This is a genomic window from Actinoplanes sp. CA-051413 (assembly GCF_050955795.1).
Lineage (GTDB): Bacteria > Actinomycetota > Actinomycetes > Mycobacteriales > Micromonosporaceae > Actinoplanes.
In genome coordinates this window covers 8,169,749-8,182,831 of record NZ_CP192100.1, presented here as the reverse complement: position 1 = coordinate 8,182,831, position 13,083 = coordinate 8,169,749, and the positions used below count along the sequence as shown (strand labels likewise).

The window sequence follows — 13,083 nt, the reverse complement described above, 5'->3', positions numbered from 1 at the left end:
TTCCTCCGGGGAGCGGGGCGGGGCGGTCTGGTCCCACGTCACGGTGCGCACTCCACGATCACGTCCAAGGCTCGGGCGAAGTCCGCCGCCGTGACACCGGCGTTCAGGGTCAGGCGCAGCCGGGACGAGCCGTCCGGCGTCGACGGGGGACGGAAGCAGCCCACCGCGATGCCCCGGTCGGCGCAGTCAGCCGCCCAGGCCACCGCCGCCTCCGGACCCGGCGCGGGCACGGACAACACCCCAGCCGCCGGCCGCGACACCTCGAACCCGGCCGCACCGAGCCGGCGCGCGGTCAGCTCACCCCGCGCGGCGAGCACGGCCCGGAGGTCGTCCGCGGCCCGGGCCACCCGCAACGCCGCGTGCACACCGGCCACCACAGCCGGCGGCGGCGCCGTGTCGTAAATGAACGTGCGGCCCGTGTCGATCAAATGCCGGATCAGCGCGGCCGGACCGGCGACCACGCCACCCGCGCCGCCCAATGACTTCGACAGGGTCGCCGTCACGACGACGTCCGGCCGGCCGGCCAGGCCCGCCGCCGCGACACCGCCCGCGCCCTCGGCGCCGAGCACACCTACCGCGTGGGCGTCGTCGACCAGCAGCAGAGCGTCGCGGGCGGAGGTCACCGCGTGCAGCTCGGCCAGCGGCGCGAGGTCGCCGTCCACGGAGAAGACCGACTCGGTGACGAACACAGCGGGCCGGCCGGGGTGGGCGTCGAGGATCGCCGCGAGGGCGGCCGGGTCGGCGTGCGGGGCGACGACCACCTCGGCGCCCGAGCTCTTGCAGCCGTCGATCAGCGACGCGTGGTTGTAGCGGTCCGACACGAGCAGGGTCTCGGGGCCGGCCAGCGCGCGGACCGCACCCAGATTGGCCAGGTAGCCCGAGGAGTACACCAGCGCCTGCTCCGCGCCGAGCCAGTCGGCCAGGTCGGTCTCCAGGGCGGCGTGAGCCCGGGTCGAGCCGCGGACCAGACGCGAACCGGTGGCGCCCAGGCCGTACTCCTGCAGGGCCCGGACCGACGCCGCGATCACCTCGGGGTGCACGGCCAGGCCGAGGTAGTCGTTGCCGGCCAGGTCGACCACCCGGTCGTCGGCCGGTCGCGGCCGCAAGGTCCTGGTCAGCCCGGCCTTGGCCCGCGTGCGGGCCTGGCGCTCGAGCGCCTCCTGCCAGCCCGCCAAAGCACCCTCACCCTCATCGCCGGAACCCCGTCCGCCGGGCAAACTATCACCCGGCTCCGACATCCCGGCCGGGCGGAACGCCTTGTAGGGTACGGGCATGCCAGAGATCCTCGACCGGGCCCGGGCCCAGGTTCTTGCCGACGGTGCCGGGCTCGACGAGGCGGGGATCCTCGAGGTGCTGCGGCTGCCCGACGAGGATCTGCCGGAGCTGCTCCAGGTGGCGCACGACGTCCGGATGAAGTGGTGCGGCCCGGAGGTCGAGGTCGAGGGCATCGTGTCGCTCAAGACCGGCGGCTGCCCCGAGGACTGCCATTTCTGCTCGCAGTCCGGCCTGTTCACCTCGCCGGTGCGCGCGGTCTGGCTCGACATCCCCTCGCTGGTCGAGGCGGCCAAGCAGACCGCGGCGACCGGGGCGACGGAGTTCTGCATCGTGGCCGCCGTGCGCGGGCCCGACCAGCGGCTCATGGCGCAGATGCGCGAGGGCGTCAAGGCGATCAAGGAGGCCGTCGACATCCAGGTCGCGGCCAGTCTGGGCATGCTCACCCAGGAGCAGGTCGACGAGCTCGTCGAGATGGGCGTGCACCGCTACAACCACAATCTCGAGACCTGCCAGTCCTACTTCCCGAACGTGGTGACCACCCACTCGTGGGAGGAGCGCTGGGGCACGCTCAAGATGGTGCGCGACTCCGGCATGGAGGTCTGCTGCGGCGGCATCCTCGGCCTGGGCGAGTCCGTCGAGCAGCGGGCCGAGTTCGCCGCGCAGCTCGCCGAGCTGGACCCGCACGAGGTCCCGCTGAACTTCCTCAACCCGCGCCCGGGCACCCCGCTGGGCGACCGCCCGGTGGTGGAGGGCAAGGACGCGCTGCGCGCGATCGCCGCCTTCCGGCTGGCGATGCCCAGGACCATCCTGCGGTACGCGGGCGGCCGCGAGATCACCCTGGGCGACCTCGGCACCCGCGACGGCCTGCTCGGCGGCATCAACGCGGTGATCGTCGGCAACTATCTGACAACGCTGGGTCGCCCGGCCACCTCCGACCTGGAGCTGCTGCAGGAGCTGAAGATGCCGGTCAAGGCGCTCTCGGCGACGCTGTGACGGTCCTGGTGTATTGCGACCGGTGCGGTCAGGCGGCCGCGGAGGGTGACCACTCGGCGTGCGCGGCGGCCCGGGAGCTGGAGCCGCCCCGTTTCTGCCCGGACTGCCGGCGCCGGATGAAGGTGCAGGTCGTGCCGACCGGCTGGACGGCGACCTGCGTCGAGCACGGCGTGCGCCACTCCTAGAGCGACCCATCGGCGACGACGGACCTCGTGGGAGGCCCGCCGTCGCCGCTCTCACCCGTCACCCGGAGGTGGCAGGAGTCTCGTCGCTCGCCGACCGGTGACCCGCGACAGGCAGGGTCAGGGTCAGCAGAGCCCCGTCGCGGTCGCCGTCCGCGACGCCGAAGCGGCGCAGCGTGCGGAGCATCGCGACGTTGTCGGCACCGGTGTGCGCCACCAGGGCCGAGAAGTTCGTCCGGGCCGCCCAGGCGGTCAGCCGGCGCAGCAGCACCGTGCCGATGCCCCGGCGCTGCCAGGCGTCCTGCACCAGCAGGGCCACCTCGCCGAGGTCGCCCTCGGTGAGCAGGTTGGCCATCGCGACGACCCGTTCCTCGCCGCTCGCCGGGTCGACGTGCAGGGCGAGCAGCGTCAGGCCGTTCGCCGGCTCGAGCATCCGGCGCAGGCGGGCCTCCGAGGGCATCTGCCCGCCACCGAGATAGCGGCGCCGGCGCGACAGCATGGAGCTGTGGGCGTGCATACGCCGTACGCCTTCGACGTCATCGCCGGTCGCGGCGCGGATCAGCAGCTCGGCGCCGTCCGGCAGCAGCAGCGTGGTCTGGTCGGTGGTGCGGCGCACCAGGGCGCCGCTGACCTCGACCAGCGCCTGGGCCCGGGCGTACTCGGCCGGGGTGAAGGCCGGCGCCGGCCGCAGCACCTCGTAGCTGCCGCCGGCCGGGTCGATGAGCGTCATCCGCTCCTCGTCGAAGCCGTGCAGCACCACCGTGCCCTCGGGCCGCCAGCGCACCTCGGCCGCGTCGAGCAGGGTGACCAGGGCCTCGCCCAGCGAGTCGGGGTCGTGCACCAGCCGGCCGGCCAGCGCGAGGGCCCGGGTCGGCTGGTCGGCCAGGCCCTGGGCCTCGGCCCGCGTGACGAAGGCGTCGCGACCCCGGCCACGGGCGATCGCGGCCTGCAGCTCCTGCTCCGACATGGTGTCGGGCGCGTCGACCAGGAAGTCGTCGACCGCGCCGCCCTCGGTGGTGTGCACCTGGACGGCGAGAATGTTGACGGACCGCAGCGCGAGGCTGGCGGTCAGCACGGAGAGGTAGCCCGGCTTGTCCTCGACGGTTGCCCTGATGCGCCACAGCGCCATGCTCGGCACTCCCTCTCCCGGATCGACTCACTGAACCGAACCTAAGCGTGCCTCGCCGGTGTTACCTGCGCATTGCTTCCGCTGGAACGGCTATGAGGGGTCAGTCACAGCCGTGGCGACGGACGGCACACCGGCCCGGTCGAGGCGGTCACCGAGGATCACGGCGGCCGCGCGGACCAGCTGGGCGATCCGGTCGACCTCGGTGATGTGGAAGGCGGCGGCGGGCAGATCGTCGTCGTCGCTCCGGGCGATCACCAGGACCAGACCAGCGCGGCCGAACGGGGCCACCGCGTACCGGGTGCCGTCGGATCCGGTCATCGGCCGGGCGCGCAGCGGGGTCACCTCGGGCAGGAGCAGCGGGGACGGGGCGCGCCAGCTCGCGTACGTCACCGTGGGCTCGCTGCCGGTCGGCAGGCGCAGAGACGGCTCGTCGACCGGGACCGGCCGGGGCGCGGCAGTGCGCGCGGCCCAGTCGGCCGGCACGATCGCGGCGGCGGCCCAGTCGGCGGCCAGCAGCCCGGGTACGGCGTCGACCAGCGTGGCCAGCCCGTCCGCCGGATTGGCCGCGACCTGGGCCAGCAGCTCGGCGTCGTGACCGCCGGAGACCGGTGCGCCGATCGCCCGCCAGACGCCGTCGACCTGCACTCCGGGGATGGCGGCGAGGCCGGCGAGGAGTCGTTCGACGCGGGAGGCACCCGGCCAGACGACGGTGAAGTCGTCCACGGCCCGCCCGCCGAGCCGCTCCAGCACGACGACCTGGACGATGTCGGCCCCGGCGACGCCGAGCGTGCGCGCGACCTGACCGAGGGCTCCAGGGCGGTCCGGCAGAGTGACCCGTACCCGCAGCAACATGCAACTCCTCCCGTCTGGAGAACGGCACGGCAGTGCCGTCCCAAGCGCCCAGATTGCCCAACCGGCGTTTCGCACCCGTTGCGGCGCCGTGTCCCGGCCGTCAAGGGACAGAGATATGCCCGGAATCACACTTCAGGGTAGGACGGGTCAGGCGGAGGCGCGACGGACCAGATGGGTGTCGAGCAGAACGTGGGAAATCTCGACCGGCTCGCGGCGGATCCGGCACACCAGCAGCTCGGCCATGCGCCGGCCCATCTCCTCGACGGGCTGGTGGACCGTGGTCAGCGGGGGCTCGCACTGGCGGGCCACCGGTGCGTCCTCGAAGCCGATGACCGCCACGTCCTGCGGCACGCGCAGGCCCGCGTCACGCAGAGCGCGCAACGCCCCGCTGGCCATCAGGTCGGAGGCGACGAAGACGGCGTCGAGGTCGGGCTCCCGGTTGAGCAGGGCGCGCATCGCCTTGGCCCCGCCGGCCTCGCTGAAGTCGCCGTACGCCACCAGCTCCGGCCCGCTCACCGCCGCGCGGTAGCCGGCCAGCCGGGCCCGGCCGACCTCCATGTCCTGCGGTCCGGCGATCGTGGCGACCCGCCGGGCGCCGTTGCCGATCAGGTATTCGACCGCTTTGCGGGCGCCCGCGGAATTGTCGACGTCGACCAGGAAGTCGCTCTCGGCGGCGCGCGCGGAGCGGCCGCCGAACACGAACGGCATGCCGCGCTCGCGCAGCACGGCCGGCAGCGGATCGTCGTCGTGCAGGGAGAGCAGCAGGACCCCGTCGACGTGCTGGCCGGTCAGGTGGTGCTCGACCCGCTCGCGCTGCTCAGGGGACGCGGCCATCGCCAGCCACAGCTGCAGCGGCGTCTCGAGCAGGGCCGCATTGATGCCGCGCAACACGCCGGCGAAGAACGGCTCGCCGAAGACGCGCTCCTGCGACTCGGAGACGACCAGCGCCACCGAGTCCGTCCGCTGGGTCACCAGGGAGCGCGCCGCCCGGTTGGGGACGTAGCCCAGCTCCTGGATGGCGGCCTCGACGGCGGCCTTGGCCTGCGCGCTGACCTGCGACGACCCGTTCAGGACGCGCGATGCGGTGCCGCGGCCGACGCCGGCGCGCGCCGCGACGGCGTCGAGCGTCGGTCGCCCCGGTGCACGGACGGGTTGCCTGGTCATCCGGGCATTATCGCCCTCAGGACCGCCGATGTCTCGCCCGTACGCTGTCAGATTTGACCTTGCCTGGTTCCGGGCTGCCCGGGCGACGCCGGGCGCCTAGGGTTCAGGAATGATCTGTCACGCTTGCCGCGAGCGCCGTCACGAGGACTGCCGGGGCGGGTCGTGGTGCGACTGCCAGCACCGTCCCGTCGAGCCGACCCCGCCGGTCACGGGCCCGGCTTCACCGTGATCGACGTCCAGGATGCCGACCTGGTCGCCTGCTATCCGCGTCGCCCGGAGCCCACCCTGCGGGTGAATTTCGTGGCCAGCATCGACGGCGCCGTGACGGTGAACGGCAAGTCCGCCGGCCTCGGTGGCCCGGGCGACAAAATGATCTTCGACACACTGCGGATGCTCTGCGACGCGCTGGTGGTCGCGGCGGGCACAGTCCGCACCGAGAACTACGACGCGTTACGGCTGACCGGGCCGGCGCGGGAGTGGCGCCGGGCCCACGGCCTGAGCGAGTTCCCACTGATGGTGGTCGTCTCGGGCTCTCTTGATCTGGATCCCGAGCAGCTCGTCTTCTCGGACGCGCCGATCCGGCCGCTGATCGTCACCCACGCCGGAGCGCCCGTCGATCGCCGGGCGGCCCTGGCTGAAGTGGCCGAGATCGTCACGGTAGGTGAGGAATCGGTCGACCTCGCCGCGGCGGTCCGCGAGCTGCACGCGCGGGGCGCGACCCAGCTGCTCTGCGAGGGCGGCCCGCACCTGTTAGGCGCGATGATCGCCGCCGATCTGGTCGACGAGCTGTGCCTGACGATCTCGCCCCGGCTGGTCGCCGGCGGTGCCGGCCGGATCGCGGCCGGGCCCGACGGCCCGCCGCGGGAGATGTCGCTGGCCGGCATCCTGGCCGACGGGGACATGCTTTTTCTCCGGTACGCCCGCAGCCGCTAGAAGTTGTGGACAAACCTGTGGATGACCCCTAGAAGTTGTGGACAACGCGTGCCAACCGACGTGCCGTCCGTCGTTTGTCATACGTCTGGTGCAACATGATCGGCGTGTCTGACGAAGTGGTCGAAGTAAGCGAACCGGTCGGGCGTGTCCTCGGCACTGCCGACGCCACCCCGTTGCAGTTCTGGACGGCGGTCACGCCGGGCAGCTACCTGCAGCTCGACGACGTCGTCGTGACCAAGCGCGAGCTGCCCGGCCGCGAGCCGGTGACGATCGCCGGCGTGGTGACCCAGGTCCGCGCCCGGCACGAGGGCGCCCAGTTCGACTCCGACGTCTTCGCCATCGCCGAGGGCACCCTGCCGGCCCTGGTGCAGGAGGCGGCCGAGATCACCACCACCCGGGTCGACCCGGAGCTCTACGTGCCGCCCGCACCCGGCGCCGTCGTGCACCGGGCCTCCGGCGCCGCGCGCGACGCGGCCCTGCACTTCGACCGGATGGAGCGGCGGGTCCCGATGGGCACCGGCCGCGACGGCGTGCCGGTCTTCCTCAACGCCGACTTCCTCGACGGCACCCGCGGCGCGCACGTGTCCATCTCCGGCATCTCGGGCGTGGCCACCAAGACCAGCTTCGCCACCTTCCTGCTCTATTCGGTGTTCCGGTCCGGGCAGCTCGGCGGCGACGCGGTCAACGCCCGCGCCCTGATCTTCAACGTCAAGGGCGAGGACCTGCTCTTCCTCGACCACCCCAACACCAAGCTCGACGAGGCCACCGAGGCGGCGTACGCGCGGCTCGGCCTGCCCGCCACCCCGTTCCCCGACGTGCGGGTCTACGCGCCGCCGCGGGCCGGTGACTCCTCCGGGGCGCCCGACGTGCAGAGCCGGCTCACCGGGGTCGACAGCTTCTACTGGACGCTCGAGGAGTTCTGCGAGAAGCGGCTGCTGCCGTACGTCTTCGCCGACGCCGACGACGAACGCCAGCAGTACACGATGGTCGTCCACTCGGTGACCGCGCACCTGGCCCGGCACGCGGTGCCCGCCGAGGGTGGCATCAGCATCGACGGCCGGCGGCTGTCCTCGTACGGCGACCTCGTGGACCACGTCGTCGACCAGCTCACCGACGACGAGACCCGCTCGACCTGGGCCGGCAGCGCGGTCAACATGGGCACCGTCAACGCGTTCGCCCGCCGGCTGATCGGCAGCAAGCGCGACCTGGCCCGGCTCATCCGCGGCGACCTCGCCGCCCGCCGCCCGCACCAGATCAAGACCGCCGAGAGCGCCCAGGTCACCGTCGTCGACCTGCACAACCTGCCGGACCGCGCGCAGCGCTTCGTGGTCGGCGTGACCCTCAAGACGGAGTTCGACGACAAGGAGAAGTCGGGCACCGGCCGCCCGCTGCTGTTCGTCGTGCTCGACGAGCTCAACAAATACGCTCCCCGCGAGGGCTCGTCCCCGATCAAGGAGGTGCTGCTCGACATCGCCGAGCGCGGCCGCTCACTGGGCGTGATCCTGATCGGCGCGCAGCAGACGGCCAGCGAGGTGGAGCGCCGGATCGTCACCAACTCGGCGATCCGGGTGGTCGGCCGCCTCGACCCGGCCGAGGCGTCCCGCCCGGAATACGGCTTCCTGCCCCCGGCGATGCGTCAGCGGGCCCTGCTGGCCCGGCCCGGCACGATGTTCGTCAACCAGCCGGACATCCCCGTCCCACTGTGTGTCGAGTTCCCGTTCCCGGCCTGGGCCACCCGCAAGTCCGAGTCGGGACCGCCCCCGGCAGCCACGATGCGCTCGATCGTGCAGGGGGTAGACCCGTTCGCGGTGGTCGGCGGCCGCGGCGGTTCGTCCGACGACGACATCCCGTTCTAGCCTTCCAGGGCGCCTCCGGCGCACGTCAACACCAAACGGCGAAAGATAGAGCGATGCGCATCCTGCACACGTCCGACTGGCACGTCGGGAAGGTTCTGAAGGGCCGGAACCGGCACGAGGAACACATCAAGGTGCTCGGCCAGGTCGTGGAGATCGCCCGGGCCGAGCAGCCCGACCTCGTGATCATCGCCGGTGACCTCTACGACACGGCCGCGCCCTCACCGGACGCCGTCCGCGTGGTGACCCGGGCGCTGTCCGCCCTGCGGCAGACCGGCGCCACGGTGATCGCGATCGGCGGCAACCACGACAACGGCCAGGCGCTGGACGCGCTGCGCCCGTGGGCCGAGGCGGCCGGGATCACGCTGCGCGGGTCCGTGCGCGACAAGCCCGACGACCTGATCCTGACCGGGACGACCGCCGGCGGTGAGCGCTGGCGGCTGGCCGCGCTGCCCTTCCTCTCCCAGCGCTACGCGATCCGCGCCGTGGAGATGTACGAGCTGACCGCGGCCGAGGCCAGCCAGACGTACGCCGACCACATCGCGCGGCTGATCGCCCGGCTCGCGGAGGACTTCGGCGAGCCCGGCGTGGTCAACCTGCTCACCGCCCACCTGACCGTGGTCGGCGCCAGCGCCGGCGGTGGCGAGCGCGAGGCCCACACCATCATGGGGTACGCGGTCCCGGCAACCGTCTTCCCGCCCGGCACGCACTATGTCGCCCTGGGCCACCTGCACCGTTCGCAGGCGGTCATCGGCCCCTGCCCGGTGCGTTACAGCGGCAGCCCGCTCGCCGTCGACTTCGGCGAGGAGGAGAACATCAGCTCCGTCGCGATCGTGGACGTCGCGGCCGAGAAGGCGGCGAAAGTCCGCGATGTGCCCGTGACCTCGGCCAAGACGCTGCGCACCGTGCGCGGCTCGCTCGATCAGCTCGCCACGGTGAACCTTCCGGATGCCTGGCTGCGTGTATTCGTCCGTGAGACGCCACGGGTCGGGCTGCGCGAGGACGTCCAGGAGCTCCTGCCCAACGCCCTGGAGGTGCGCATCGATCCGGACATGGTCCCCGACCGGGCCGGGGAGCGGATGGCGCAGCGCGCCGGGCGCAGCCCCCGCCAGCTCTTCGGCGACTATCTGGACAGTCGCGGCAACGCCGAGGAAGGCGTCCGGGAACTCTTCGACGAGCTCTACGACGAGGTGAGCACCCACTCATGAGGCCGCTACGGCTCGACATGGCCGGTTTCACGGTCTTCCGGGAGGAGACCACGGTCGACTTCACCGACGCGGACTATTTCGCGCTGGTGGGGCCGACCGGCTCGGGGAAGTCGACGGTGCTCGACGGCATCTGCTTCGCCCTCTACGGCAGTGTGCCCCGCTGGGGCGGCAGCCGCGGCATCGGCAACGCGCTGGCGCCCTCGGCCACCGAGGCCCGGGTGCGGCTCGTCTTCGAGTCCGCCGGCTCCCGCTACGTGGCGACCCGGGTGGTGCGCCGCGACGGCCGGGGCAACGTCAAGACGGCCGGCGCGGGCCTGCAGCTCATGCCGCCGGGCTTCGACGTGACCCGGCTCGACACCGGGATGAGCCTGGAGGACCTCGGTGACGTGCTCGCCGGGACCCCGGCCGAGATGGACAGTGCGATCGTCGAGGCGGTCGGGCTGCCGTACGAGCAGTTCACCAGCTGCGTGATCCTGCCGCAGGGCCAGTTCGCCGACTTCCTGCACGCCAAGCCGGCCACCCGCCAGCAGATCCTGGTCAACCTGCTCGGCCTGCACGTCTACGAGGAGGTCCAGGCCAAGGCCTCGACCCGCGCGACGAAGGCGGAGGCCCAGCTGGCCACCCTCGACCAGCTGCTGGCCGGGCTGACCGACGCCGACGACGAGGCGGTCGACGCCGCCGAGACCCGCCTGACCGCGATGCGCGAGCTGACCCGGGCCGTCGAGCAGGCGGTGCCGCAGCTCAGCGTGGTCCGGGTCCGCGAGACGGAGCTGGCCGCAGCCCGCGACGCGATCGCCGGCGAGCTGGCCGTGCTCGCCCGGGTCAAGATGCCGGCCGGCAGCGCCAAGGTCGCCGAGGCCGCGGCCGCCGCCCGGGCCGGTGCCGAGGAGGCGGCGGCGGGCGTGCGCGCGGCCGAGGAGCGCGAGGAAAAGGTACGGGGTGAGCTGGCCGCCGCCGGTGACGCGGGTTCGCTCGGGTTGCTGCTGGACCGCCACCTCGAACTGGACAGGCTGACCGGCCAGGCGGAGTGGTTCGCGGGCGAGGTCTCCGTGGCCGAGGTGGAATACAAGGACGCCGTGGCGGCCGCCGACCTGGCCCGGGCCGCGCACACCGGTGCCGAGCAGCTGCTGGAGCAGGCCCGCCTGGAGTACGCCGAGGCCCAGACCCTGGACCGCGCGGCTGCCCTGCGGGCGCACCTGACGGCCGGTCATGACTGCCCGGTGTGCGCCCAGCCGGTGACCGAGGTGCCACCGATGCCGGAGGGCTCGGCGGTCCAGGCAGCCGAGCGCACGGGCAAGGCGGCCCGGGCGGCGGCGGACGTGGCGTCGACAGCGTTCAAGCAGCGCGATGCCGTGGCGCGGGAGCTCGAGCGCGGCCTCGACCGCAAGCGTGCCCAGCTGGAGCAGCACCGGTCCCGGCTCACCGAGGTGCGCGCCGCACTGGCCGACTCGCCCGGCGTCGACGCCCTGCGCCGGCAGCTGGAGGAGCTCACCAAGCTGCAGAAGAAGCTCGACCACGCCGGTGCGGCAGTCCGCGAGGCCCGCGACACCCAGCGGCGGGCGCACGCGGCGGTCACGGCGGCCGACGAGCAGCAGCGTACGGCCTGGCGTTCGTTCGACACGGTCCGCGACGCGGTGGCCCGGTTCTCGCCCCCGCCGGCCGACCGTGACGACCTCGCCGCGGCCTGGTCCACGCTGGTCGAGTGGGCGCGGACGTCCGCCCGGGAGCGGGAGGCAGCCCGCGCCGAGGCCGCGGCGGCGGTCGAGGCCGCGCACGCGGAGACCCAGCAGGCCCGCGCGGCCGTGCTGACCCTGTTCACCGACGCCGGGCTCAATGCGCCGTCCGGCGGCGCCGACGCAGACCTCATCCGGGCCGCCGCGGTGGCCGCCGAACGGGCCGAGGCGGCGTGGCAGCGGCTGGTCGACCGCCGCGAGCAGGCCCGGGAGCTCGCCGAGCAGCGCGCCACCCTGCTGCGCGACGGCCGGGTGGCCAAGGCCCTGGCCGGTCACCTGCGGGCCAACAACTTCGAGCGCTGGCTGCTCGAGGAGGCGCTGGATCTGCTCGTCGACGGCGCGTCGCGGATCCTGCGCGAGCTGACCGGGGGACAGTACGACCTGATGCACGACAAGGGTGAGTTCTTCGTCATCGACCACCACGACGCGGGCCTGCGGCGCGGGGTACGCACACTGTCCGGTGGCGAGACCTTCCAGGCGTCCCTCGCGCTGGCGCTCGCCCTGTCCGAGCAGCTGGCCGGCATGTCGACGACAGCGGCCAGCCTGGAGTCGATCGTGCTCGACGAGGGCTTCGGCACCCTGGACGCGGCGACGCTGGACGTGGTGGCGGCGACCCTGGAAAACCTGGCTGCCCGCGGGGACCGGATGGTCGGGGTGGTCACCCACGTCAACGCATTGGCGGAACGCGTACCGGTGCGGTTCGAGGTGCACAAGGACGCCCGTACGGCTTATGTGGAAAGGGTTGGTCTGTGACGCGGATGTTCGTCGACGCCTGGGATCCGTCGTACGGGGCGTCGTTCGAGGGCGACTCGTCGGACGGCCCGGCGTCGCCCAGCAGCGCGCAGGTCGACACGGACGTCGAGGTGCCCGCCGACCAGTGGGCCCCGATCGACGTCTCGTCCCGGGTCCGCTGCCCCGACGTGGTGTTCCTGGTCGACGGCGTCCGCCGCAACGACGCCGGCCTGTGGACAGCCGAGGAGGACGGCCTGTCGTACGCCGGCCTGGCCGCCTCGTACGCCGCCGGCGTGGTGCGCTGCGACCTGCGCAACGGCATCGCGGAGCTAGCCGGAGCGCGCGTGGCCCGGGGTCTGTTCACTGCCTCGCCGAGCGCGGAAGACCTCCAGGCCGGCTCGGTGCGCTACGAGGTGCACCGGGTCAGCGGCACCGGCGAGGCAAGCAAGCTGCCGGCCGCGGTCCAGGCGCCCCTGACCGCCCTGGAGATCGACATCTCAGGCGCGGCCCGCGACGGCGGCTCGGACGGCGCCGACCTGCTGGTGGTGGACGGCCCGTTGCGTAACAGGAGGCAGCTGCCCCGCACGATCGGCTATGTGAAGACGCAGCAGAAGCAGTATCTGCCCGCGGCGCTGACCGCCGTGGTGACCTCACTGCGGCCGACCCAGCGCACACCGGTCTTCCAGATGGGCACGGTCTGGGGCGGCTGGTCCTGGTATCTCAGGTTGCCGGGCGCCTCGGGAGCGCCGTGGTCGGGCATCGTCCGGATCGAGTGCTCCCCGGACCTGACCCCGGCCGAGGCGATCGAGCTGGCGGATCTGTCGTCCGCGACTTTGCCGAGGTTCGCCTCGTCGTCCTACAAGGACCCCCGCGCGCCGCAGAACCTCGTGCCGATCGCGGGTCTTGAGCGGCGCTTGCGCGGGATGCTGGGCGACGCGCGGGTGCTGCACCGCGCCCTGACCCTGGCCACCGCCCGGAGCCGCTGACCCCGCCGCCCTCCGCCGCGCCGTCCTCCGGCGTATCTTTCTG

Annotated in this window: 11 protein-coding genes; 7 read left to right on the top strand and 4 right to left on the bottom strand. The window is 73.1% G+C overall.

What is annotated here, in order from left to right; all coding sequences use genetic code 11:
• Positions 1 to 38: 38 nt before the first annotated feature.
• A complete protein-coding gene (locus ACQP2Y_RS38535; RefSeq protein ID WP_433732211.1) occupies positions 39 to 1,175 on the bottom strand; it encodes an 8-amino-7-oxononanoate synthase in 1,137 nt (378 codons plus the stop codon).
• A 97-nt stretch (positions 1,176 to 1,272) separates the two neighbouring features.
• Between ACQP2Y_RS38535 and bioB the strand changes: the two genes are divergently transcribed.
• Together bioB and ACQP2Y_RS38525 are read left to right on the top strand one after the other, a co-directional pair.
• Positions 1,273 to 2,268, top strand: coding sequence for a biotin synthase BioB (gene bioB / locus ACQP2Y_RS38530; RefSeq protein WP_433721280.1), 996 nt, complete (start codon positions 1,273 to 1,275; stop codon positions 2,266 to 2,268).
• Positions 2,265 to 2,453 carry a hypothetical protein gene (locus tag ACQP2Y_RS38525; protein WP_433721278.1) on the top strand — a complete coding sequence of 63 codons (189 nt, stop codon included), beginning with the start codon at positions 2,265 to 2,267 and terminating at the stop codon, positions 2,451 to 2,453. Before bioB ends, ACQP2Y_RS38525 begins: the two co-directional genes overlap by 4 nt.
• 58 nt (positions 2,454 to 2,511) lie before the next feature.
• Here ACQP2Y_RS38525 and ACQP2Y_RS38520 read toward each other — a convergent pair whose 3' ends face one another.
• The 3 genes from ACQP2Y_RS38520 to ACQP2Y_RS38510 all read right to left on the bottom strand — a co-directional run bounded on the left by ACQP2Y_RS38520 (position 2,512) and on the right by ACQP2Y_RS38510 (position 5,595).
• Entirely contained in the window at positions 2,512 to 3,579 is a 1,068-nt protein-coding gene (locus ACQP2Y_RS38520) for a GNAT family N-acetyltransferase (RefSeq protein WP_433721276.1), read from the bottom strand.
• A gap of 90 nt (positions 3,580 to 3,669) precedes the next feature.
• Positions 3,670 to 4,431, bottom strand: coding sequence for an amino acid-binding protein (locus tag ACQP2Y_RS38515; protein WP_433721274.1), 762 nt, complete (start codon positions 4,429 to 4,431; stop codon positions 3,670 to 3,672).
• A gap of 147 nt (positions 4,432 to 4,578) precedes the next feature.
• Positions 4,579 to 5,595, bottom strand: coding sequence for a LacI family DNA-binding transcriptional regulator (locus ACQP2Y_RS38510; RefSeq protein ID WP_433721272.1), 1,017 nt, complete (start codon positions 5,593 to 5,595; stop codon positions 4,579 to 4,581).
• A gap of 225 nt (positions 5,596 to 5,820) precedes the next feature.
• On the opposite strand from ACQP2Y_RS38510, the gene ACQP2Y_RS38505 reads away from it, so the two are divergent.
• The 5 genes from ACQP2Y_RS38505 to ACQP2Y_RS38485 all read left to right on the top strand — a co-directional run bounded on the left by ACQP2Y_RS38505 (position 5,821) and on the right by ACQP2Y_RS38485 (position 13,040).
• A complete protein-coding gene (locus tag ACQP2Y_RS38505; protein WP_433721271.1) occupies positions 5,821 to 6,528 on the top strand; it encodes a pyrimidine reductase family protein in 708 nt (235 codons plus the stop codon).
• Between the two features lie 95 nt (positions 6,529 to 6,623).
• Positions 6,624 to 8,384 carry an ATP-binding protein gene (locus ACQP2Y_RS38500; protein ID WP_433721270.1) on the top strand — a complete coding sequence of 587 codons (1,761 nt, stop codon included), beginning with the start codon at positions 6,624 to 6,626 and terminating at the stop codon, positions 8,382 to 8,384.
• 53 nt (positions 8,385 to 8,437) lie between these two features.
• Positions 8,438 to 9,589, top strand: coding sequence for an exonuclease SbcCD subunit D (locus tag ACQP2Y_RS38495; protein ID WP_433721268.1), 1,152 nt, complete (start codon positions 8,438 to 8,440; stop codon positions 9,587 to 9,589).
• Complete coding sequence (locus ACQP2Y_RS38490; RefSeq protein WP_433721267.1) at positions 9,586 to 12,075, top strand: AAA family ATPase; 2,490 nt, start codon at positions 9,586 to 9,588, stop codon at positions 12,073 to 12,075. The genes ACQP2Y_RS38495 and ACQP2Y_RS38490 overlap by 4 nt, the downstream gene beginning before the upstream one ends.
• Entirely contained in the window at positions 12,072 to 13,040 is a 969-nt protein-coding gene (locus ACQP2Y_RS38485; RefSeq protein WP_360831902.1) for a hypothetical protein, read from the top strand. The genes ACQP2Y_RS38490 and ACQP2Y_RS38485 overlap by 4 nt, the downstream gene beginning before the upstream one ends.
• Positions 13,041 to 13,083 lie beyond the last annotated feature (43 nt).